Annotated in this window: 23 protein-coding genes and 1 other annotated feature; of the genes, 18 read left to right on the top strand and 5 right to left on the bottom strand. The window is 32.1% G+C overall.

What is annotated here, in order from left to right; all coding sequences use genetic code 11:
- Nucleotides 1-3: 3 nt before the first annotated feature.
- The 16 genes from BUB47_RS08075 (at nucleotide 4) to fusA (ending at nucleotide 15,617) form a co-directional block, all read left to right on the top strand.
- A complete protein-coding gene (locus BUB47_RS08075) occupies nucleotides 4-1,347 on the top strand; it encodes an oxaloacetate decarboxylase subunit alpha (protein ID WP_234945652.1) in 1,344 nt (447 codons plus the stop codon).
- 206 nt (nucleotides 1,348-1,553) lie between these two features.
- A complete protein-coding gene (gene acpP, locus BUB47_RS08070) occupies nucleotides 1,554-1,775 on the top strand; it encodes an acyl carrier protein (protein ID WP_073185261.1) in 222 nt (73 codons plus the stop codon).
- Nucleotides 1,775-2,221, top strand: a complete 447-nt coding sequence (locus BUB47_RS08065) for an acetyl-CoA carboxylase biotin carboxyl carrier protein (protein ID WP_073185259.1) — start codon at nucleotides 1,775-1,777, stop codon at nucleotides 2,219-2,221. Before acpP ends, BUB47_RS08065 begins: the two co-directional genes overlap by 1 nt.
- Nucleotides 2,218-3,588 (top strand): acetyl-CoA carboxylase biotin carboxylase subunit, encoded by a 1,371-nt coding sequence (gene accC, locus BUB47_RS08060; protein WP_073185257.1) that lies wholly within the window; start codon nucleotides 2,218-2,220, stop codon nucleotides 3,586-3,588. Before BUB47_RS08065 ends, accC begins: the two co-directional genes overlap by 4 nt.
- A gap of 1 nt (nucleotide 3,589) precedes the next feature.
- Nucleotides 3,590-4,477 carry an acetyl-CoA carboxylase carboxyltransferase subunit beta gene (locus BUB47_RS08055; RefSeq protein WP_073185256.1) on the top strand — a complete coding sequence of 296 codons (888 nt, stop codon included), beginning with the start codon at nucleotides 3,590-3,592 and terminating at the stop codon, nucleotides 4,475-4,477.
- Nucleotides 4,455-5,345, top strand: coding sequence for an acetyl-CoA carboxylase carboxyl transferase subunit alpha (accA, locus tag BUB47_RS08050; RefSeq protein ID WP_073185254.1), 891 nt, complete (start codon nucleotides 4,455-4,457; stop codon nucleotides 5,343-5,345). Before BUB47_RS08055 ends, accA begins: the two co-directional genes overlap by 23 nt.
- Entirely contained in the window at nucleotides 5,336-6,247 is a 912-nt protein-coding gene (locus tag BUB47_RS08045; RefSeq protein WP_073185252.1) for a ketoacyl-ACP synthase III, read from the top strand. The genes accA and BUB47_RS08045 overlap by 10 nt, the downstream gene beginning before the upstream one ends.
- A 16-nt stretch (nucleotides 6,248-6,263) precedes the next feature.
- The gene (locus tag BUB47_RS08040; RefSeq protein ID WP_073185250.1) at nucleotides 6,264-7,193 is read left to right on the top strand and encodes a nitronate monooxygenase; all 930 of its coding nucleotides are present in this window, start codon (nucleotides 6,264-6,266) and stop codon (nucleotides 7,191-7,193) included.
- Entirely contained in the window at nucleotides 7,181-8,221 is a 1,041-nt protein-coding gene (locus BUB47_RS08035) for an NAD(P)H-dependent flavin oxidoreductase (RefSeq protein ID WP_073185248.1), read from the top strand. The genes BUB47_RS08040 and BUB47_RS08035 overlap by 13 nt, the downstream gene beginning before the upstream one ends.
- Nucleotides 8,218-9,144 (top strand): ACP S-malonyltransferase, encoded by a 927-nt coding sequence (locus BUB47_RS08030; RefSeq protein WP_073185247.1) that lies wholly within the window; start codon nucleotides 8,218-8,220, stop codon nucleotides 9,142-9,144. The genes BUB47_RS08035 and BUB47_RS08030 overlap by 4 nt, the downstream gene beginning before the upstream one ends.
- Nucleotides 9,137-9,868 (top strand): 3-oxoacyl-[acyl-carrier-protein] reductase, encoded by a 732-nt coding sequence (gene fabG / locus BUB47_RS08025; protein ID WP_200779507.1) that lies wholly within the window; start codon nucleotides 9,137-9,139, stop codon nucleotides 9,866-9,868. The genes BUB47_RS08030 and fabG overlap by 8 nt, the downstream gene beginning before the upstream one ends.
- Nucleotides 9,865-11,106 (top strand): beta-ketoacyl-ACP synthase II, encoded by a 1,242-nt coding sequence (fabF, locus tag BUB47_RS08020; RefSeq protein ID WP_073185245.1) that lies wholly within the window; start codon nucleotides 9,865-9,867, stop codon nucleotides 11,104-11,106. Before fabG ends, fabF begins: the two co-directional genes overlap by 4 nt.
- Complete coding sequence (gene fabZ, locus BUB47_RS08015) at nucleotides 11,096-11,524, top strand: 3-hydroxyacyl-ACP dehydratase FabZ (RefSeq protein ID WP_073185274.1); 429 nt, start codon at nucleotides 11,096-11,098, stop codon at nucleotides 11,522-11,524. Before fabF ends, fabZ begins: the two co-directional genes overlap by 11 nt.
- A 56-nt stretch (nucleotides 11,525-11,580) precedes the next feature.
- The gene (locus tag BUB47_RS08010; protein WP_200779505.1) at nucleotides 11,581-12,042 is read left to right on the top strand and encodes a MarR family winged helix-turn-helix transcriptional regulator; all 462 of its coding nucleotides are present in this window, start codon (nucleotides 11,581-11,583) and stop codon (nucleotides 12,040-12,042) included.
- A gap of 156 nt (nucleotides 12,043-12,198) precedes the next feature.
- Nucleotides 12,199-13,377, top strand: a complete 1,179-nt coding sequence (locus BUB47_RS08005) for an ISL3 family transposase (RefSeq protein ID WP_073185241.1) — start codon at nucleotides 12,199-12,201, stop codon at nucleotides 13,375-13,377.
- A gap of 179 nt (nucleotides 13,378-13,556) precedes the next feature.
- Nucleotides 13,557-15,617, top strand: a complete 2,061-nt coding sequence (fusA, locus tag BUB47_RS08000) for an elongation factor G (protein WP_073185239.1) — start codon at nucleotides 13,557-13,559, stop codon at nucleotides 15,615-15,617.
- A 60-nt stretch (nucleotides 15,618-15,677) separates the two neighbouring features.
- Here the strand turns inward: fusA and BUB47_RS07995 are convergent, their stop codons facing one another.
- From BUB47_RS07995 to yaaA, 5 genes are all read right to left on the bottom strand, one after another.
- Nucleotides 15,678-16,457, bottom strand: a complete 780-nt coding sequence (locus BUB47_RS07995) for a ZIP family metal transporter (RefSeq protein WP_073185238.1) — start codon at nucleotides 16,455-16,457, stop codon at nucleotides 15,678-15,680.
- Between the two features lie 202 nt (nucleotides 16,458-16,659).
- Nucleotides 16,660-16,944 carry a CPBP family intramembrane glutamic endopeptidase gene (locus BUB47_RS10240; RefSeq protein WP_407639562.1) on the bottom strand — a complete coding sequence of 95 codons (285 nt, stop codon included), beginning with the start codon at nucleotides 16,942-16,944 and terminating at the stop codon, nucleotides 16,660-16,662.
- A gap of 407 nt (nucleotides 16,945-17,351) precedes the next feature.
- Nucleotides 17,352-18,749 (bottom strand): argininosuccinate lyase, encoded by a 1,398-nt coding sequence (gene argH / locus BUB47_RS07985; RefSeq protein ID WP_073185234.1) that lies wholly within the window; start codon nucleotides 18,747-18,749, stop codon nucleotides 17,352-17,354.
- Nucleotides 18,750-18,757: 8 nt separating this feature from the next.
- Complete coding sequence (locus BUB47_RS07980; RefSeq protein ID WP_073185232.1) at nucleotides 18,758-19,993, bottom strand: argininosuccinate synthase; 1,236 nt, start codon at nucleotides 19,991-19,993, stop codon at nucleotides 18,758-18,760.
- A 136-nt stretch (nucleotides 19,994-20,129) separates the two neighbouring features.
- Nucleotides 20,130-20,337, bottom strand: a binding site (T-box leader).
- A gap of 68 nt (nucleotides 20,338-20,405) precedes the next feature.
- Nucleotides 20,406-21,140 carry a peroxide stress protein YaaA gene (gene yaaA / locus BUB47_RS07975; RefSeq protein WP_073185231.1) on the bottom strand — a complete coding sequence of 245 codons (735 nt, stop codon included), beginning with the start codon at nucleotides 21,138-21,140 and terminating at the stop codon, nucleotides 20,406-20,408.
- A 221-nt stretch (nucleotides 21,141-21,361) separates the two neighbouring features.
- Here yaaA and BUB47_RS07970 point away from each other — a divergent pair, with 221 nt between their 5' ends.
- A complete protein-coding gene (locus BUB47_RS07970; RefSeq protein ID WP_073185229.1) occupies nucleotides 21,362-22,666 on the top strand; it encodes a YjiH family protein in 1,305 nt (434 codons plus the stop codon).
- 243 nt (nucleotides 22,667-22,909) lie between these two features.
- The gene (gene hutG, locus BUB47_RS07965) at nucleotides 22,910-23,911 is read left to right on the top strand and encodes a formimidoylglutamase (RefSeq protein WP_073185227.1); all 1,002 of its coding nucleotides are present in this window, start codon (nucleotides 22,910-22,912) and stop codon (nucleotides 23,909-23,911) included.
- Nucleotides 23,912-23,979: the final 68 nt, after the last annotated feature.

Genomic DNA, 23,979 nt, shown 5'->3' with positions numbered 1-23,979 from the left:
AAATTGAAAAAGAAAATTGAATTTACAGAAACAATATTACGAGATGCACATCAGAGTTTAATGGCAACTAGAATGAAATATGAAGATATGCAAGGTGCTTTAGACCTTATAGATGAAGCGGGATATAGAGCGGTTGAATGTTGGGGTGGAGCAACTTTTGACTCATGTATCAGATTTTTAAATGAAGATCCATGGGAGAGAATAAGAAATATAAAGTCAAAGATGAAAAATACAAAGACTCAAATGCTCTTAAGAGGTCAAAACTTATTGGGTTATAAAAACTATCCAGACGATATAGTTGAAAAGTTTATTGAACTTTCAATAAAAAACGGAGTAGATATAATTAGAATATTTGACGCTTTAAATGACGTTAGAAATTTAGAAACTTCTATAAAGACTACTAAAAAATTTGGAGCAGAGGCACAAGTTGCTATAAGTTATACTGTTTCAGAAGTTCATACTATTGATTACTTTACAAAATTAAGTGAGACAGTAGCAGAAATGGGTGCTGACAGTATAGCAATAAAGGATATGTCAGGAATACTGACACCTTATGAGGCCTATGAATTAGTAAAAAATTTAAAGGGAAGACTTTCTATACCAATAGAGCTTCACACACATGAGACAACTGGTATGGGTTCAATGACTTATTTGAAATCAGTTGAAGCAGGAGCTGATATATTAGACACTGCAATTTCACCATTTTCAGGAGGAACATCTCAACCACCTACAGAGACACTTTATATGTTAGTTAAGGAAATGGGATATGACACATCACTAAAAATAGACAAGTTGGAAGAAATAGCAGATCACTTTGAAAAAGTTAAACAGAAGTATATAGAAGATAAAACACTTCCAATTAAAATGTTGTCAATAGATCCAAAGGGCTTAATTTATCAAGTTCCAGGTGGAATGTTATCTAATTTATATACTCAACTTGAAGGCTTAAAAAAACTTGAAAAATACAATGAAGTATTAGCGGAAATACCTAGAGTTAGAAAAGACTTAGGTTATCCACCACTAGTAACTCCAATGAGTCAAATGGTTGGAACTCAAGCTACATTTAACATAATACTGGGTGAGAGATATAAAATGGTTCCTACAGAAATAAAAGAGTATCTAAAGGGAAATTATGGAAAGCCGCCAGTAGAAATAGATGAAGATTTTAGAAAGTCAATAATAGGAGATGCTCCAGTAACTAAAGATAGACCAGCTGACCACTTATTACCTAGATTTGAAGAAGCAAAAAATGAAATAGGAAACTTGGCAAAAAGTGATGAAGACGTGTTGACTTATGCACTATTCCCAGAAGTTGGTAAAAAGTTTTTAGAAAATAGAAATATTTAAAATATTTTGTTTAATACACCTTTGAAAGTTAAATTTAACTTTTAAAGGTGTATTTTAATATCTAAGAAAAGGTTAAGTTTATGTAACTACATAAATTATTTTAAGCAATTTCATTGACTTTGTTTAATCTAAAAACTATAATAAGTATATAAAATAAATTACATAAAGAAATTTATACAAGTTACTTTATGTGTGGAGGTAAAAAAATGATATTAGATGATGTAAAAGAATTAGTAGCGGAAAACCTAGGTTGTGAAATAGAAGATTTAACTGAAAACACAAATTTAATAGACGATCTTAATGCAGATTCACTAGATATAGTTGAACTTACTATGGCAATAGAAGATAAATTTGGAGTTCAAATTCCAGATGAAGATTTGGAAAAAGTTAGAACTGTAAGTGATATTGTAAAGTATGTAGGAAAATAATGGATAAAGAGTTAAAAGATTTAATTAATTTATTTTCTAAGTCTAATTTAACTACTTTAAAATACAAAGATGAAGAAATTAGCTTAGAATTGGGAAAAGGAAGTACGGAAGTTAAAGAGAATGAGCTAAATATACCTGATGAGAGCATTCCTGTTAAAAGTATAGAAGAAAAGAGAGATTCTAATTCTAATATTGAAAGTCAATCGTATTATAAATTAGAATCTCCTCTTGTAGGAATATTTTTCTCAAGTCCATCGCCTGATAGTCCCAGCTTTGTAGAAGTGGATAAAGAAGTAAAAAAAGGTGACGTTCTCTGTATTGTTGAAGCTATGAAAATGTTTAATGAAGTAAAATCTCCAATGGATGGAATAGTTAAGAAAATTAACTTTAAAGATGAAGACTTAGTCCAATTTGGAGATATTATTTTTGAAATAGAGGAAAAATGATAAAAAAATTATTAATTGCAAATAGAGGAGAAATTGCTCTTAGAATTATTCGATCTGCTGAAGAGTTACAAATTAAGACAGTTGCAGTTTATTCTACAGAAGATGCGGAACAACTTCATGTTAAATTTGCCGATGAAAGTGTATGTATAGGTCCTGCTAAGAGTAGTGAGAGCTATTTAAATATAAATAACATTATTTCAGCCGCTTTGGCAACTAAGTGTGATGCTGTTGCTCCAGGATATGGATTTTTATCAGAAAATGCAAAATTTGTAAGAGCTTTAGAAGAAGCTGGTCTGAAGTTTGTTGGTCCATCATCAGAAGTAATTGATATGATGGGAGATAAAATTGCTGCAAGAGACTTGATGAAAAAAAATGGAGTACCCGTAGTTCCCGGTTCAGATGGTGAAGTTGTAGATGTAGAAGAAGCTTTTATTATAGCAGAAAAAATAGGATACCCCGTACTTATTAAAGCCTCTGGCGGAGGCGGCGGAAAGGGTATGAGAAGAGTATATAAAAGTGAAGATTTAAAAATTGAATTTGAATCTGCCAAGTCTGAAGCTATAGCGGCTTTTAACAATGGCAGTATGTATATAGAAAAACTTATAGTAAGCCCTAAACACGTTGAAGTTCAAATATTAGCTGATAAGTATTCAAATATTATAGCTCTGGGAGAACGAGATTGTTCCATTCAAAGGAAAAATCAAAAGATGATAGAGGAAACACCTTGTATTAGATTGACAGAAGAAAAGAGAAAAGAGCTCTATAGTGCTGCAATTAAAGCAGCAAAAGCTTGTAATTATGAAAATGCCGGCACAGTTGAATTTGTTCTAGATAGAGAAAATAATTTTTACTTTATTGAAATGAATACTAGAATTCAAGTTGAGCACCCGGTAACTGAAATGGTAACTGGAGTTGATTTGGTAAAAGAACAGTTAAAGATTACATCGGGATTAAAGTTAAAAATTAAGCAAGAAGATATTAATATTAATTCATATGCAATAGAGTGTAGACTAAATGCTGAAAAGCCTTTGGAAAATTTTCTTCCTGAATCTGGAAATGTCAACTTTTTTTATGCACCAGGAGGAGTCAATACGAGAGTTGACTCATACCTCTATAGTGGAGCAAAGGTAAGTCCCTACTATGATTCAATGCTTGGGAAAATAATTGTAAAAGATTCAACTAGAATTGGTGCAATTAGAAAGATGAGAAGAGCATTAGAAGAACTGATTATTGAGGGAATTAAAACCAATCAATATTTACTTTATGCTATATTATTTGACATGGATTTTATTAGGGGCAATTATTCAACTTCTTTTATTGAAGATAAATTGGAGGAATTGCTTAATTTAATGGAGGCATATAGATAAGATGGATTACTTTAAAGTAAATACAGACATATTTAAAAAAGTTAAAAACTTAAGGGACAGAAGAGAAAAGAAAATTTTAAAAAAACTGGAAAAGAATCAAGTAGAATTTATTCAATGTAAAAAATGTGGTTCTACAGTATTGAAAGAAGACCTAGTTGAAAATGAATATATTTGTCCAAAGTGCAATAAACACTTGAGAATGCCTGCAAAAGATAGATTGAATTTAATTCTGGATGAGGGATATGAAATAATAGAATCTGAGGAGAAGACTTTTAATCCCCTTAGATTTTCAAATTATGAAGAGAAGATTAATTCTCTTAGAGAAAACGACGGATTAAATGAAGCTGTGGTTCTTGCAAAGGGTAGCATTTATGGAAATAAATGTTACGTTTTTGTTATGGACAGTAATTTTTTAATGGGTAGTATGGGGCTTTACGTTGGAGAAAAAATTTCAAAGTGTTTTGAACTGGCTAAAGAAGAAAATTTGCCTGTAGTTTCATTTTCAGCAAGTGGTGGAGCGAGGATGCAGGAGGGGATTTTTTCTCTAATGCAAATGGCGAATACAACTTTTTCTCTTAGAGAACACAGCGAAAGTGGCAACCTATATGTGTCAGTTATGACGGATCCAACATCTGGAGGCGTTACTGCAAGTTTTGCAAGCTTAGGAGACATTATTATAGCAGAACCTGAGGCTCTTATTTGTTTTACAGGAAGAAGAGTAATTGAGCAAACTATAAAAGAAGAATTGCCAAAGGAGTTTCAAAGTGCAGAGTGTTTGCTTGAACATGGATTTTTAGATGACATTGTTCCAAGAAAAAAATTAAAAGATTATTTAGGATTAGTCTTAAAATATCACAGGAGAAGTTATGAAACTGAAGTTAGTATTTGAGGATTTAATAAAAGAAGAAAAAAATAGTGAAGAATATAGAAATTATAAAAAATTAAAATTAGAAGAAGCAAAGAAAAATATAACAGTTGAAGATAGAGTGTTTTTAGCTAGATATAAGAATAGACCCAAGGCAATGGACTTCATAAAAAATATTATTGAAAGTCCATTATTTTTTCATGGAGATAGAAAGTATGCAGATGACAAGGCAATTGTTGGTGGAGTGGGAATGTTGGGAGATATTCCTGTAACCTTTTTAGGTATTGAAAAGGGCAGAGGACTTGAAGAGAGTTTAGCTGCAAATTTTGGAATGCCACACCCTGAGGGATATAGAAAAGTACAAAGACTTGCCAGACAAGCTGAAAAATTTAATAGACCAATTATTTGTTTTGTAGATACACAGGGAGCATATCCGGGTGTTGAGGCGGAAGAAAGAGGTCAGGCAGAGGCAATTGCAAGTACAATTTATGAAATGTGTGGATTAAAGACAAATATAATATCCGTTATTATCGGAGAGGGATCAAGTGGAGGAGCATTAGCTCTTAGTGTTTGTGATCACTTAATAATGATGGAAAATTCAATATATTCCATACTTTCACCAGAGGGATTTGCATCAATATTGTGGAAGGACTCTCTAAGGGCTAGTGAAGCTATGGAAGTTATGAAATTAACTTCTGAAGATCTATTAAAATTTAAAGTTTGCGATGAAATTGTAGAAGAAGATTTAGCAGTAGAGCTAGAGGACTTTGAAGAAAACTACAATAGGTTAAAGAAATCCCTTAAGAAAAATTTAGAAATACTAGGAGATATTCCAATGGATAAGCTACTGCAAAATAGAAAAGGAAAATATAGGAATTTGGCATGGGACTAAAATTAATTAAAGCAGGTTATTATAAACCTAAAAATATTGTAGATAATAGTTTTTTTGAAAGTTACCTAGACACTACAAGTGAGTGGATAGTACAGAGAACTGGAATAAAGACTAGATATTGGGAAGAAAATGTAGATACTTCTGATATGGTTTTAGAGTCAGTTGGTGACTTAAAACTAAGTGAAGAAGATGTAAGTAAAATAAAAGTAGTAATAGTTGCTACAATTAGCCCGGACTATATAATGCCTTCAATTGCTTCAATAGTTACTAAAAAATTTAATTTAAATGAAGATGTATTTTCTGTAGACATAAACATGGCCTGTACCGGATTTGTCGGAGGGGCAATAATGGCACATGGTATGTTAGAAAATGGAGAATGTGCAATTATTATTGGAGCTGATAAACTTAGCAAACTCTTAGATAAAGAGGAAAGGTCTACTGTTGCTCTATTTGGAGATGGCTCCGGAGCAGTGCTGTTTGAAAAGACAGATGGAGACTTTTTTAATGAAAAGGGCACTATTGGAAGTGACGATTTAAGACTACTTAGAAGTGATGAAGATAAAATATATATGAACGGTCAAAATGTCTATAGATTTGGAATTGAAATCGTTCCAAAGTGCATTAAGAACTTACTTAATAAATCAAATATGACAATTGAAGAAATTGACCATGTTGTACTGCATCAAGCCAATATAAGAATAATAAATTCAGTTGCCAGAAAACTTGGTTCTTCTGAAAAATATTATACAAATATTGAAACATATGGAAATACGTCATCAGCTAGTATTCCAATATGTTTAGGTGAAATGCAAGAAAAAGATATGTTAAGAGAAAGAGAAAGTATATTAATGTTTGGATTTGGAGCAGGTCTTAGTTTTGCAGGCATAATTGTAGAGGTATAGAAATTAGGGAGAAAAGATGAAATTACAAGAAGTTTTAAATATAAAATATCCTTTTATTCAAGGGGGAATGGCTCATATTGCAACTGGAGAATTTGCAGCAGCAGTTAGTAATGCAGGCGGACTTGGATTAATAGGCACAGGTGGGTTAAGTGCACACGATTTAAGAGAGCAAATAGAAATTTGTAAGTCAAAGACAGACAAGCCCTTTGGAGTAAATATACTCTTAATAAATCCCGAAGTGGAAGAAATAGTAGAGATTACACGTGAATATAAAGTGCCGGTAGTAACAACTGGAGCTGGAAATCCAGGAAAGTACATTGAAAAATGGAAAGAGATAAACACAAAAATATTTCCAGTAGTGTCTTCAAAAGCACTGGCTATTAGAATGGAAAGACTGGGAGTAGATGGAATAATTGCAGAGGGCCAAGAAGCAGGTGGACATATAGGAGAACTTACTAGCATGGTTTTAATTCCTCAAATAGCAAATGCGCTCTCAATTCCCGTAATAGCAGCAGGTGGAATTGCAACCGGAAAACAAATACTTGCAGCTGAAGTACTGGGTGCAGTGGGAATACAAATGGGAACATGTCTTTTGGCAACTGATGAATGTCCTGTACATGAAAACTATAAAGATAAAATTATTTCAGCAAGATCTTCCCAAGTTACTGTCATGGGAAAAATTAGTGGAATGCCAAATAGAGTTTTAAAAAATAAAATGGTAAATGAATACATTGAAAAAGAAAAAGCAGGAGCGACTATGGAAGAACTTGAGTTGTTGACATTGGGCTCACTTAGAAAGGCTGTTTTCGATGGAGATGTTGTCAATGGAACTGTTATGGCAGGTCAAGTTGTAGAAGAAGTAAATGAAAAAATGAGTTTAGATGATTTATTTAATAAATTATATAGTGAATACCTTTTGGAGAAGAAAAAATTATGTGTTCAATAAATTTTGGAAGTAAAGTTATGGATATTCCAATAATTCAAGGCGGAATGGGCGTGGGAGTTTCCCTTGGTAATTTATCAGGCTCTGTTGCTAGAGAAGGTGGAATGGGCGTCATATCCGCAGTGGGAATAGGATTTAGAGAAGAAGGATATCTTGAAAATTCAATTGAAAAAAATAAAATAGCCTTAAAAAAAGAAATAGACAAGGCAAAAGACATATCTGAAGGAAGAGGTCTGCTTGCTGTCAATGTAATGACAGCTATAAAGGACTTCGAAGAAATGGTGAAATCCAGTAGTGAATTTGGTGCAGATGCAGTTATTTGCGGAGCGGGACTTCCACTGAATTTGCCGGAATTAGTAGGAGAAGAGACTTTAATAGCTCCCATAGTTTCCAGCAAGAGAGCCCTTGATTTAATAGTTAGAACTTGGAAAAAAAGATATAATAGATATCCTGATTTTGTAGTAGTTGAAGGACCAAAAGCCGGAGGTCATTTAGGATTTAAAGAAAATGAAATAAGAGAATTAAAATTGGAAGATATAGTATTGGAAATATCAGCTTACCTGACAGATTTAGAAGCAGAGACAAATAAAAAAATTTACTTATTTGCAGCAGGTGGAATAAGAAACAATGAAGACAGATTAAAGATGAAAAAGCTGGGGGCAGACGGAGTTCAAGTTGCCACACCTTTCATAGCAACAGAGGAGTGCGATGTAAGTATAGAATTTAAAGAAGCAATAGTAAATGCAAAAGATTCTGATTTGGAAATTATTCACAGTCCAGCAGGATTTTTGGCTAGAGCAGTTAAAAATGACTTTTTAGACAGTGTGGATTATTCAGATGTTCCAAAGAGAAGGTGTATTGACTGTTTAAAAACTTGTGATCCGAGAAAAACACCCTACTGTATTTCCAAGGCCCTTTCAAACAGTGCAAAGGGAAGATTAAATGTAGTTTTTTCAGGAGAAAATATAAATGGAATAGATAAAATTACAACTGTAAAGGAAGTTATAAAGACTTTAATGGAGGAAAAATGAAAGTAGCTTTTTTATATGGTGGACAGGGAAGTCAAAAATCTAAAATGGGATTAGACTTTTATGAAAACTCAGAAGTGGCAAAAAAATATTATGACTCTATAAATATAACTAAAGATGTAAAAGAACTGTCTTTTTTTACTGATGAAGAAGTATTAAAAGAAACTGAAAATACTCAAGTAGTACTTGTGGCATTTCAAATAATGGTAACAAAATTACTGGAGAGCAAGGGAATAATTGCAGATGCAGTTGCAGGGCTTAGCATTGGCGAATATGGAGCACTATATGCCTCAGGAGTACTAAGTGATGAAGATGCTTTAAAAGTTGCAGAACTTAGAGGTGAGGCAATGAAGAAGAGCTCTGAAAATATAGACACTTTAATGTATGCAATAATGGGTTCAACAGAAGAAGCAGTAAGAGAAGTTGTGGGAAAAAACAGCAGTGAATTAAATTTCACTTCTATTTCAAACTTAAACTGTCCAGGTCAAATTGTCATATCAGGGGAGAGAAGTTCGGTTTTAAGTTCTGTGGACCAGTTAAAAGAATTGGGATGTAGAGCTATAGAGTTAAAAGTTTCGGGTCCTTTTCATACTGAGTATATGAAACAGGCTTCAGAAGAACTGGAATATATTTTTAAAGATATAAATTTTAAAGAAGAAAAAATTGACTTGTACTACAATTTACTTGGCAGAAAAAGAGATGGAGAAGACATTAAAGAGATTATGACCAACCAAGTTATGCAGGCAGTTAGATTTGAAGATGCATTAAAAAATATGTTGGAAGACGGAGTAGATGAATTCGTTGAAATAGGATTTAATAATGTAATCAAAAGATTTATGAAGAAAATAGATAGAAAGATTAAAGTCAGTACAATTTCAACATATGAGGACTATCTAAAATTTGTGGAGGAATATAAGGGTGAGTAGAACAGCATTTGTAACTGGAGCTACAAGGGGAATTGGCCGTGCCATTGCCTTAAAACTTGCAGATGATGGAATGAATATTGTAATAAATTACAGAAACGAAGAAGCTGCTTTAAAATTAGAAGAAGAACTATTAAAAAAAGGTGTTGAAGTTTTAAAGCTAAAGGGCGACGTTTCAAGCTATGACGATTGTGAGAGTATGTTCAATGAAATTAAAGATAAGTTCGGCTCTTTAGAAGTCCTAGTAAATAATGCAGGTATTACAAAAGATAATTTGACGCTTAGACTTAGCGAAGAAGATTTTAAAGATGTAATAGATGTAAATTTAAATGGCAGCTTTTACTGTATGAAATTTGCTGCAAAACTAATGTTAAAAGCAAGATATGGAAGAATTATTTCAATGAGTTCAATAGTTGGACTACATGGAAATGCAGGACAAATTAACTATGCAGCAAGTAAGGCGGGAGTAATTGGAATGACAAAGTCACTTGCGCTGGAACTTGGTAAGAGGAATATTACAGTAAATGCAGTTGCACCGGGATTTATTGAAACTGAAATGACAGACAAGTTAAGTGAAGATGTAAAAGAAGAAATGTTAAATAAAATTCCAATGCACAAATATGGAAAAGTTGAAGATGTGGCTGATTTAATTTCTTTTTTATCATCAGATAGGGCAAATTATATAACGGGACAGGTAATTTCAGTAGATGGAGGAATGAATATATGAAAAGAGTTGTTGTTACGGGAATGGGATTTATATCTCCTATAGGAAATAGTATTGAAACTCTTTGGGACAGTGTAAAAAAAGGCAAAAGTGCCGTAGATTATATAGATGGATTTGACACCTCACAGCTTAGAGTAAAAGTTGCCTGTCAGTGTAAAGACTATGATCCAAGTGATTACTTTGATAAAAAAGAGCAGAGAAGAACAGATAGAGTAAATCAACTAGGTGTTGCAGCAGCAAGAAATGCAAAAGAAGACAGTGGAATTGATTTAGATAATTATGATCCAAGCAGAGTTTCAGTTATGGTTTCCTCTGGAATAGGTGGACTTAATACTATTGAAACAGAGACAATTAAAGCATCTGTTAAGGGTTTTGATAAAATTAGTCCCTTCTTTATTCCAATGGTAATCGCAAATATGACTGCAGCTCAAATAGCTATTGAACTTGGAGTTCATGGATATGTAGGTTGTTCAGTTACAGCTTGTGCTTCATCTAGTAACTCTATTTTAGACGGATACAGAAGTATAGTTGATGGTTATAATGACGTAGTATTTGCAGGAGGAGCAGAGGCAAGTATAAATCGCTTGGGAATAGGTGGATTTTCATCAATGAGAGCTCTAAATGAAAGTAATGATATAAAGCGTTCAAGTATACCTTTTGACAAGGAGAGATCCGGATTTGTAATGGGAGAGGGTTCAGGAGTACTAGTACTTGAAGAATTGGAAAGTGCCCTTAAAAGAGGAGCAAATATCTATGGAGAAATAGTTGGCGCTTCAATGACATGTGATGCAAATCACATAACTGCACCTGAGGAAAATGGAACTTGGGCAGCACTTGCAATGGAACAAGCAGTTAAAAATTCCGGAATGAAGTTAACAGATGTAGATTACATCAATGCTCATGGAACATCAACTCCACTAAACGATAAAATTGAAACAAAGGCAGTTAAAAAAGCATTTAAGGATCATGCCTATGACTTAAAACTCACAAGTACAAAATCTATGACAGGTCACTTATTGGGAGCTAGTGGAGCAATAGAGGCAATAATTACACTTCTTGCAATAAAAAATTCATTTATACCTCCAACAGTAAATTACTTAGTTAAAGATGAAGATTGTGATTTAGATGTAGTGCCAAATATGGGAGTAGATAAGGAAATAAAATTAGCTCTTTCAAACTCACTTGGATTTGGTGGACACAATGTGTCAATAGCAATGAAAGGATATGAAAATGCAATATAACTCAAATGAAATAATGGATATAATACCCCACAGATATCCCTTTTTATTAGTAGATAAAATAGTGGAAATAGAAGAGGGGCATTATGCCAAGGGAATAAAAAATATAAGTATATCAGATGCAGTATTTCAAGGACATTTTCCTGATAATCACGTTTATCCGGGAGTGTTAATAGTTGAGACAATGGCACAAGTTGGTGCAGTTGCAATATTGTCAACTGAAGATAATAAGGGGAAGACAGCTTACTTTACAAGTATAAAGTCGGCAAGATTTTTAAAAATGGTAAAACCAGGAGATACATTAGAGATTACATCTACACTAAAATCACAAAAATTAAACATAGGATTTGCAAGCTGCGAAGCATATGTAGAGGGTGAATTAGTTTGCAAAGCAGAGATTTCATTTGCAATAGGAGAGTAAAAAAACGCTTGCCTTAAAAATGTATTTTTGTTACTATGAATATGGAGGTGAGTGTAATGTTAGAGAAAGCATTTAATGAAGTATATGATAAATTTAAGTTGAATTTTTATAGAAATATTTTTACCGGATTTGAAAAAAGAGAAGCTACACTTACTGCAATTGAAACATTTTGTACAGAGGTAATATATGCCCTTGATAGACCTACAATAAATGAAGTTGGAAAGTTTTTGAGAATATCTCAACCAAATATTACTTATAAAGTAAACAATCTTGTGAAAAAGGGATATGTAAAAAAAGTTCAATCAGAAGAAGATAAACGAGAGTATTTCTTAGAGCTGACAGATAAATTTTATAAGTACAACAACATAAGAAATGAATATATGGATATAGTTTTAAGAAGGGCAAAAAATAGGTTTACAAAAGAAGAAGTAGACCAACTTGAGAGAATGTTATATATAATATCAGATGAGTTAATGCCTGAAGTAACAGAAGGTGTGGAAAAAATAAAAACGACTTAAGTTATCAGTTTGAAAACTTAAGTCGTTTTTTTAGGTTCTATAATAAATGTTGGGGTAACCACTCCAACATTTATTTTTTTGCAAAAAAAGAATGCACGTATCCCAAAAATCCTTTACCATATAAAGTGACTAAACCAAATAGAAAGGGTGAAATACGTGCAAGATAATTATATACAAAAACTTCTCAGTATTAAAGATATTATTGTAACAAATATAACAGAAAATAGTGAAACCATAGAAGTTTCCATTCAATCTACTAATAATACAGGTGTTTGTCCTTGTTGCAAACAATCTACTACGAGAATTCATGACTATAGACTCCAACGTGTAAGACATAGTAACATAGGATTAAGACAAGTGTGTCTACTTCTTCGAAAGAGACGATTTATTTGTAAAAAGTGTAACAAACGCTTTACAGAATCTCTAGACTTTTTAGGAAGATACCAACGAAATACAAAAGAATATATTTTTACTTTATTAGAAAAATTAAAAGATACTAGGTCTCTAAAGTCTATTTCTAAAGAATTTAAAACTTCAATTCCCAGTGTAACTAGACTTTTACACCTTACAACAACACAAACCTGGTCACTTCCTCGAGTACTGTGTATTGATGAATTTAAAGGCAATACAGGAAGAGAAAAGTATCAATGTATTCTTGTAGATGGAGTTCACAAAAGAATTTATGATGTTTTACCTAGTAGAAAAAAATCGGGCTTAGAAAACTATTTTTCACAAATATCAAAAAAAGAGCGCAATAAAGTGAAGTATTTTGTAATGGATATGTATAAAAACTATGCTGATATTGCAAAGACATACTTTCCTAAAGCTATGATTATCATTGATAAATTCCACTTTGCCAGACAGTGTTTCTGGGCTCTTGAAAATGTTCGTAAAAGATGCCAAAAGACTATGGATACAAAACTACGTAAATATTTTAAGAGAAGTAAATCACTCTTACGTAAGCGTAGAAATAAACTCACAGAAGAACAAAAAGAAGAAGTGGAAGTTATGAAATGGTATGAATCAGACTTAAGAGATGCATACAATTTAAAAGAAAATTTCTATCTATTTTTAGATGCAGAAAATAAAAATATTGCTGGGAAAGAATTAGAGAAATGGATAGAAAGAGCGAAACAATCAAAAATACCTGAATTCAAAGCATGTATTAAAGCTTTAGAAAACTGGAAAGAAGAAATACTTCATTATTTTGAAAGCAGATTTACCAACGGAAGAACGGAAGGATTTAACAATAAAATCAAAGTGATTAAACGAGTATCTTATGGATATCGTAATTTCGAGACCTTTAAGAAAAGGATTTTGTGGTGTTGCAGTTAATTTAAACAAAAAATTAGAATAAAAATTGAGGTAGGAAAAAACCTACCCCAACATTTGACAATGAACCTTTTTTTATTACTCTGATAAAGTGAAGCTATTAAATATTAGCGGAATATGTTATAATTTATGGTAATGAAACGAAAAACGATTTCAAATTAATACATATAGGAGGGCATTGAATGAAGGTTTATAATACAGAATTTGTTAGAAATTTAGCTTTAGTTGGACATAGTGGAAGTGGGAAGACAAACCTTACAGAAGCTATGCTGTTTCAAAGTGGAGCTACAAAAAAAATAGGAAGTGTAACAGAAAAAAACACTTTAAGTGACTTTTCTAAAGAAGAAATGGAAAGAGGAACTTCTATTGGAACTAGTATAATACCAGTAGAGTGGAGAAATTATAAAGTAAATATTATTGACACACCAGGTTACCTTGATTTTATGGGAGAAGCTTATGGTGCACTGCGTGCTTCAGAAGCGGCTTTAATGGTTATAGATGCCACTTCCGGTATAGAAGTTGGAACAGAGAGAATGTGGAAGTACACCGAAAAAATTGGACTTCCAAGAATAATCTTTGTAAATAAAATTGATGGAGAAAATGTTAACTTTAGAAAGTTAATGGAAAATTTAGAAGAAGCTTTTGGAAAAAAAGTAATTCCATTTTCTGTGCCAATAGGAGAGGGAGAAAATTTTGTTGGAGTTACAGATGTAATTTACCAAAAGGGATTTAAATACACTGATGGAGCTCCTGAAGAAACAGAATTATCTCATGATCAAATTAAGGCAACTGAGAGAATGTATGAAGAAATAGCTGAAGTTGTAGCCGGTTCTGATGAAGTTCTAATGGAAAAATATTTTTCCGGAGAAAAGTTCTCCAGAGAAGACTTGCTAAGAGGAGTTACCTCAGCTCTACTATCAGGGGAAGCTGTTCCACTATTAGTAGGTTCAGGAGAAAAGGGAATAGGAATAGATATACTATTAAACACAATAGTTAACTATATGCCATCTCCAGATGATGAAAGAGCTCATTTGGGCTTTAGATTTGGAGAGGGAGAAGAGAGAACTGTAGATGTAAAAGAACCTTTCTCAGCAGTTGTATTTAAAACTGTAACAGATCCTTTTATAGGAAAAATTTCCATATTTAAAGTAATTTCAGGAAAGATTACAAAAGATACGGCTCTATATAATTCAACAAAAGATCAATCTGAAAAAATGGGCGTACTATGTGTAGTACGAGGGAAATCACAATTAGATGTTGAAGAAATTCAAGCTGGAGATATAGGTGCCACTACAAAATTAAGTGTAACTGAAACAGGGGATACTCTCTGTGACAAGGCACATCCTGTTATTTATAAGAAGATTAAATATCCAACTCCTGTTTTATACTATGCAATTGAACCAAAGACAAAGGGCGATGAAGAAAAGCTATCTACTTCACTTAGAAGACTTAGAGAAGAAGATCCAAGTTTTACTATTGAGAGAAACCCTGAAACTAAACAGTTAACAATAGGTGGACAGGGAAAAGTTCAGTTAGACGTAGTACTTGAAAAACTAAAAAATATGTTTGGCGTAGAAGTTGAAATTGTTCCTTTTATAATTCCATATAGAGAGACAATTAAGGGAACTGCTTCAGTTCAAGGAAAACACAAAAAGCAATCAGGTGGAGCAGGACAGTATGGAGACGTTTGGATTAGATTTGAACCAAGCGAAGAAGACTTTGTATTTGACCAAGAAGTATTTGGAGGTTCAGTTCCAAGAAACTATTTCCCAGCTGTTGAAAAGGGAATAGTTGACTCAAAGGAAAAGGGAGTACTTGCAGGATATCCTGTAACTAACTTCAAAGCTGTACTATATGACGGTTCATATCACGATGTAGACTCAAATGAAATATCTTTTAAAATTGCAGCATCTATGGCATTTAAAAAGGGAATGGAAGAAGCAAATCCCGTATTATTAGAGCCTATAATGAAAGTAGAAGTATCAATACCGGACTCCTATTTGGGAGATGTAATGGGAGATATGAACAAGCGTAGAGGAAGAATTTTGGGGATGGATCAGCAATCTGATGGTACTCAACTTTTAATAGCCGAAGCACCTCAAGCTGAAATGTTTGAATACTCTATTGACTTAAGAGCGTTGACACAGGGAAGAGGTACATTTTCAATGGAATTTGTAAGATATGAAGAAGTGCCGGCAAATATTTCTCAAAAAATAATTGAAGAAGCAAAAAATAGAGAATAAATTTAATAAAAAATAACACAGGCTGTTAACAGCCTGTGTTATTTTTTATTAAATTATTTACTATCCCAGTAAAATGTCTAAAATCATCATTATAATAAATCCAATCATTATTCCATACGTGGCTTCACGCTCATATCCATTGCTATGTGTTTCAGGGATTATTTCATCACTTATAACGAATAGCATAGCTCCTCCGGCAAAGGCTAAAATAAATCCTAGAAGAGGCTCAAAAACACTTACTAGTCCATAGCCTAAAAATGCTCCAATTGGTTCAACAAGTCCGGTTGCAAGGGCAACTATAAATGCATATTTAACTGAATATTTTTCTCTTACAAGTGACAGTGCCACGGCTAAACCCTCTGGCATATTCTGTAGTCCGATACCTATGGCAATTGTAATTCCATTTTCTATATTGTCAGTTCCGAATCCAACTCCAGTTGCCATTCCCTCGGGAAAGTTGTGAATTGTAATTGCAATAATAAAAAGCCATATTTTTTTTAAAGAGTGCGTATTACCGCCACCTTCAACTCTCTTGTCAATTAAGTGCATATGTGGCGAGTGTTTATCTATAAAATCAAGAAAAATTCCTCCGGACATTATGCCTGCAGAGGTAATAAGTACAGCTTTTAAATCAGCTCCTCCAAAATCTATACTGGGCATTATTAAAGAAAAACAAGTAGCTGCAAGCATAACTCCTGCGGCAGCGCCAAGCAGTACATCAAGAAGCCTTTGACTTACACTTCGAGTAAAAAAAATAGGTAGTGCCCCAATGCCTGTCATAAGACCGGGAATTAAACAACCTAAAAAAATTAAAATACTTGGATTGATATAATCAAGCATAAAACTCCCCCTTCAATAACTATATTATAATATATGAAATAGAAAAGTGTACAATAATTTCATAAAATGGGATAAATATTGTTTTATAAAATTAAAATCCATATAAATATGGCGGTTTTATCAACTATCATAGCCATGAAGTGTAAAAATATAGGGTGGCGTAAATCTTTAGTGTATATGTAAGTTGTTCCAAACAGTAGTCCTATACAAGTAAAAAAATGATGTTTCTTCCATGCATAAGTCCAAAAATAATACTAGACACAACTATGGCTAATATATTATATAATTTATCGTTTTTATTGAAAAAATAATTAAAAAATATCACTCTAAATATGAGTTCTTCAAAGATAGGAGCACATATATATGTATTTAAAGTAGCAAATAAACTAGGGAAAAAATAATTTATAGAAGGAAAATTTGATAAATCAAGTTTATTTATAATACTAGAATATAGAATAATATCAAGTATTAAGTTAGTAAAAAGCATTATAAAAATGAAGTAGACAATTTTTATATTAATTTTATACTTACCAAATCCATTAGGATTATAATTTGATAATTGTAATTTATATCTATTGTAAATAAAAAGTCCTAATGGAATTAAGAGCATAACAAGAATTAATGAGGATATGATATCTGATTTAATTTTTATTGAACTTATAAAAATAAATATTCCATATATTGTACAAAAACAAATGAAATAAAATATTTTAATTATAGTATTTTCCATAGATAAATTTTTGTGATTTTGCATAAATAATACCCTTTCTAAAACATAAAAGTTAATTTTACATATCTTAGTATAATTTATGTGTAATATCAATACAATAGGTATTGTAATTAATATAAAAAATACTAGAGTACTTATAATACTCTAGTATTTGAAAATAAAAACTAATTACTTTTATGGGTATTGTTAAGAGAATTAATATATTTTTTCGTATCTTCAATTTGAATTTTAACGGCTTCCGGACTTGGACCTCCATATACTTTTCTCTGAGAGAGTATATAGTCTAGGTCAATAAAATTGTATACATCATCTTCAAATTTATCGGAGAACTTTTTAAATTCTTCAATAGACAAGTCGTCAAGAGCTTTAGATAAATCAATGCAATAACTTACCAGTTGACCTGTGACACTGTAGGCATCTCTAAATGGAAGTCCCTTTTTCACCAAGTAATCTGCAAGGTCAGTGGCATTGATAAAGCCTTTTTTTGCCTTTTCTCTCATATTGTCACTATTTACTTTTAAAGTCTTAACCATTCCGTTAAATACAAGGAGGCAAATTTCAAGTGTATCTATGCTGTCAAAGATATTTTCTTTGTCTTCTTGTAGGTCTTTATTGTAAGAGAGGGGAAGTCCTTTTATTAAATTTAAAGTTGCCATTAAATTTCCAAATACTCTGGAACTCTTCCCACGAATTAATTCTGCCATATCCGGATTTTTCTTTTGAGGCATTATGGAAGAGCCTGTGGAATAACTGTCGTCTAATTCTATAAATTTAAATTCTTGGCTTGCCCAAATAGTAATTTCTTCTGAAAATCTCGAAAGATGTAGCATAACCATGGAAATATCAAAGTTTAACTCTGCTACAAAATCTCTGTCTGAAACTGAGTCCATGCTATTTCTAGTAGGTTTTTTAAAGTTTAATAACTTAGTTGTTTCAAATCTGTCAATTGGATAGGTTGTAGTTGCCAGTGCACCACTTCCCAAAGGATTTTCATTCATTCTATTATAGCAGTCAATTAATCTGGATATATCTCTTGACAACATTTGAACGTAGGCCATAACATGGTGAGCAAATGTCACAGGTTGTGCAACTTGCATATGTGTATATCCGGGCATAATTGTATCTAAGTTTTCCTCTGAAACTGAAATTAAGGTTTCAATTAATTTATTTAAGTCTTCAATTAAAATATTTATTTTATTTTTTAAATACATTTTAACATCCATAGCCACTTGGTCATTTCTGGACCTGGCAGTGTGAAGTTTTTTACCGGGATCTCCAACTCGATTTGTAAGTTCTTCTTCGATAAACATGTGAATATCTTCGGCATTTAAGTTAAATTCTAACTTTTCTGAATCTATATCACTTAGAATGGAATTTAGTCCCTCATTAATTTTATTGAAGTCATCTTCAGTGATTACTCCTACGTTTTTAAGCATAGTAGCGTGGGCAATTGAGCCTTTAATATCTTCCTTATACATTTTGTAGTCAACGTCTATTGAGGAGTTAAAATCATTGGCTACGTTGTCTAGTTCTTTTTTAAATCGACTACTCCACATTTTCATATTATTATCTACTCCACACTTTCTTTAACTTTTTTCTTCATCATAGATTGAACTTTTGTTGAAAGGGCATATAGGTTTACAAATCCCTGACTGTCGTTTTGGTCATAAACACCATCTTCTCCAAATGTTGCAAATTCTTCGCTGTATAGTGTGTAAGGAGAGGTAACTCCTGCAGTTATTATATTGCCTTTGTAAAGTTTAAGTTTCACATCTCCAGTTACAGTTTCTTGAGTTTTATTTACAAAAGCTGAAAGAGATTCACGAAGAGGTGAGAACCACTTTCCATTATATACTACATTTGCAAATTCAATAGAAATTTTATCTTTGTAGTGCTTAGTATCTCCATCTAAAGTTATAGATTCTAATATTTCGTGAGCTCGGTATAAAATAGCTCCGCCCGGATTTTCATAAACTCCTCTGACTTTCATTCCAACTAATCTGTTTTCAACTATGTCGTCAATTCCAATTCCATTGGCACCACCAATTTTATTTAAGGTTTTTATAATGTCAGTACCCTTCATTTTTTTGCCATCAATTGCAACAGGTACTCCCTTTTCAAAAGCAATACTAATATATGTTGGCTCATCAGGTGCATCTTCAGGTGGCACAGACATTTTTAAAACTTTACTAAAGTCAGGTTCAGTGTCAGGAAATTCTAAATCAAGTCCTTCATGAGAAATGTGCCAAATATTTCTATCTTCAGAATAAATATTATCTTCTTTCATAGGAAGTGGAATATTACGTTCTTTTGCATATTCAATTTCATCTTCTCTGGATTTAAGTTCCCAAGTTCTCCAAGGAGCTATAATTTCCATATCCGGATCAAAGGCCTTTACTGCAAGTTCAAATCTAACCTGGTCATTTCCCTTTCCCGTGCAGCCGTGAGCTATTGCATCTGCTCCTTCACTGTGAGCTATTTCAACAAGTTTTTTTGCAATTACAGGTCTTGCAAAAGATGTTCCCAATAAGTACTTACCTTCATACTTAGCTCCTGCTTTTAGTGTTTCAAATACAAATTCTTCTACAAACTCATCAGTTAAGTCTTCAATAAAAATTTTACTGGCACCTGATTGAATGGCTTTTTCCTCTAAGCCGTCTAGCTCATTATCTTGTCCAACATTTCCAACTACAGCAATTACTTCACATCCGTAGTTCTCCTTTAGCCAAGGTATAGTAATAGAAGTATCTAAACCCCCTGAATATGCTAAAACTACTTTTTTAATATTAGTATTATTTTCTATCATCTTTATTCCTCCCATAAAATTTATAATAAAAAAATCTCTTTCTAAAAAGAAAGAGACGAAAATATCCGTGGTACCACTCTAATTGGTGTAACTATTCAATCTGGATACAGGTAATAAAAAACGTCTCTTTCTAAAAGAAAGAGACGGAAATATCCGCGGTACCACTCTGATTGATGTAATAACACCCACTCTAGTTTTAACGCAAACCTGACGGATAAAGCTAACAACTTGCTCGCCATATCATCTCTGTGGCCCTCTTTCATAACTATCTTCCTTGTTGAACTCACACTCTACTTCAACTCGCTGAAATTCCGATAATATTACTACCACTTCTAAGACTTATATTATTTTTTTATATTTTAATGACTATTGTAATAAGGATTGAGCATAAAGTCAAGCACAATTTTAAAATTTAAATATTTTTTATAAAAAAGTAATTTAAATTCTTAGACATATTATCATCAAAACTAAATCCGTCGTAGTTAAAATTCCTTAAATCATCAGTTGTTTTAATATTGTTTTTGACAATATATTTAACAAATTGTCCTCTACATTTTTTAGAAGTAGTAGAGTGTACTTTTAATTTACTATTTTCTCTTATTGCAAATTTAATAGATAGAGATTTATCTAAGACGTCTTTAGAAATTACTTTTAAGTATTCATCTGAAAGTAAGTTTATAAAAAAATCATCATCATCTAAAAGATAATTTGAAATACTGTCTTTCCAAAAATCTATTAGCTTTATATTATTTCCTAACACTATATTTTTACTAAAGTCCAATCTATGCTCATTTATTTCATCAAAGGGTCTAAGAACACCGTAAAGTGGAGATATAATTCTAATATATTTATTGAAAAGCTCCATTTCTAAAGGGTTATAGCTGTTTAAGTCCATATTTCTATACATTAGCCCATTAAATAAATTTATGGCAGATTCTTTTTTAATAGAGTCAATATTTTGCCACTCATTATAGGTTTTTTCAGCAAGATTGTCATTTAATTTATATATGTCTTTAAAGTCACTTATAGTAAATTTTTGAAAAGTATTTATAATTTCACTGTGTTTTCTTTGAAATAGTATAGTACTTTTTTTAGAAGTGTACACAGCACTTTTCATTTCCTTTGAAGGAGTTATTAATATTTTCATAAACTACATCCTTTAGTAAATTATTTAATTTATAATATTATTTTACTTGAGTCTAATTATAGTCAACTGACTAATAAATTATAAGTTTATTATGATACCGCAGAGAAGTGGAGTCTTGTTGTTGAAAAAAATAAATGGACTATTTAAAGACCAAATGTAATATAATATGTGTGTAAAGTAGAATATATTTCTATTCACATAGTATAAGGAGGAGAAAATTAATGAGTAAAGAAATGAGTAGGAGCAAGGCTCTTACTAGGTTTGTAATTTACAGTTTATTTGGAATTTTTATGTTTTTCGTATCTTTTGAATTCATGGGAAATAAGTCAATTCCACTAGACCATGTAGTTACACTAATACGTAAAATCCCATATTATAATTCAGTATATGGACTTGTTTTAGTTTTTGTGGGAGTTGCGTTGCCATTTATAAGGGGAACTTGGAAGAGCAATAAGGTAAAAATGTTTTTTTCAATAATTAATATTTTTGCCATCCCATTTGTAATAATGGCAGTATTTAATATTGGACCAGCAGGGTTACTAACAGATGATATGATACCATTTATTTATAACAAAGTAGTAGTTCCAGTTACTACTATAGTGCCGGTGGGTTCAGTATTTTTAGCATTTATAGTTTCATATGGGCTAATGGAATTTATAGGTATATTTATGAGACCAGTAATGGTGCCAATATTTAAAACACCGGGAAGATCTGCAGTAGATGCAGTTGCATCTTTCGTTGGGTCCTATTCTCTAGCACTATTAATAACTAATAGAGTATATGTAGAGGGAAAATACACAGGAAAAGAAGCGGCAATTATAGCTACAGGATTTTCTACAGTATCAGCTGCATTTATGATAATTGTAGCAACAACATTGGGCTTTATGGATCACTGGACAACGTATTTTTGGGTTGCACTTATAGTAACTTTTATAGTAACAGCTATAACTGCAAGAATATATCCACTGTCTAAAAAACCAGATGAATATTACAAAGGTCAAAAGGGTGATGTAGAACAGGATATAGAAGGTAGCAAGTGGAAGGCAGCTATTGATGTAGCAGCAGAAGTAAGCGCTAATGCTCCGGGAGTTTTTGAAAATATTAAAATTAACTTTATTGATGGATTCCAACTTGCACTAAATATGGCTCCTTCATTAATGGCAATAGGAACTTTAGGACTTATTGTAGCAAAATACACTCCGGTATTTGACATAGTTGGATATATTTTCTATCCGTTTACTTTAATTACTAGAATGCCAGAGCCATTCTTAGCTGCAAAGGCAATGTCTATGAGTATAGTTGAGATGTTTTTACCAACAGCACCAGTTGTTGGAGCACCTTTGGTTACACGTTTTGTAGTCGGAGTTGTATGTGTATCTGAAATACTCTTTTTCAGTGCTTCTATACCATGTATACTTGCCACTGAAATACCATTAAAAATGAAAGATTACTTTATTATCTGGTTTGAAAGAGTTGCACTGTCAATTTTGATAACAGCTCCAATAGCCTTTTTACTTTTTGGATAGTATATAAAAAGTATTAATATTTAATTTAAAGCAGAGGCTGAATTTAGCTTCTGTTTTTTACATAAACTTATACAAATTCAATAAAAGGTGAAAAAAATAGTTAAATATTGTAAAATAGATAGTAGAAATATTCGGAATAACCTTAAAGACGAGTGTGATGAAAATTTTAAAGCTTGAAAATATTAGGAAAAACATAATATAATTTAAAGCTTTAAAAGTTCTAATAAAATAAAGGAGACTAACATGAATATAAAAAACTATTCTCTTGAAAGTAAAGAAACTTGGAGTGGAAGAATTGATGATGAAAATGATTTTGACAGTTTCCGCTGGCATCAATGGGTTGAGCTAATTGATTTAAATGATGAAAATTTAAAGCCATTTAATGGAGAAATTGGCTTTGGATTTTTGGGATTTCAAAGTGATTTAGGAATTAAATTAAATAAAGGTCGTGCTGGAGCGGCAAATGGACCGGAGGCAATTAGAAGAGAACTTTCAAACTTACCTTGCCAATTTAATAAAAATGTAAAGCTCTTTGATTGTGGAAATATTAGTACAGTGGATAACCTGGAAGAATCTCAAGATGCACTGGCAATGGCAGTTGAGAGAATATTATCTTTTAACTTAATGCCCATACTCTTAGGCGGGGGGCATGAAATTGCCTTTGGCCATTACAAGGGGATTTCTCAATTATTAGAAAAAAGTTCAAAGAAAAATTTGGGAATTATAAATTTTGATGCCCATTTTGACTTGAGACCTTATAAAGAACATGGCACTTCAGGTACTATGTTTAGACAAATTGCAGACTATACAAAGGAGAAAAATTTAAACTATTCCTATTTTTGTCTGGGTATACAAAAACACTCAAATACAAAAAAACTATTTGAAGTTGCAGAAGAATTAGGTGTGGAATATATATTGGCAAAGGATATTGTAAACGGAGATTATGAAAGTACTATTCCAAAATTGGATATGTTTATTGAAAAACAAGATTATATTTACGCTACTATATGTTCTGACGTATTTTCAACAGCCTTTGCACCAGGAGTAAGTGCTCCTCAACCTCTTGGACTTGACCCTGAGATGGCAATATTATTTTTAAAGCACATTATAAAGTCAAAAAAATTAATAAGTTTTGACATTGCAGAAGTTTCGCCTCGTTTCGACTCTGACAATACAACAGCAAATTTAGCTGCTATTTTAATTTTTACCTTAGTTATAACTTTTTCAGAGATGAAATTTAATTAAATAAAATTGAAGAAAAGGTATTTTAGATTTAAAATAAAGTCTAAAATACCTTTTTAAATATTTGTAAG

The sequence above is a fragment of the Anaerosphaera aminiphila DSM 21120 genome (genome assembly GCF_900129925.1).
Lineage (GTDB): Bacteria > Bacillota > Clostridia > Tissierellales > Peptoniphilaceae > Anaerosphaera > Anaerosphaera aminiphila.
This window is presented reverse-complemented; position numbering and strand designations above follow the sequence as displayed.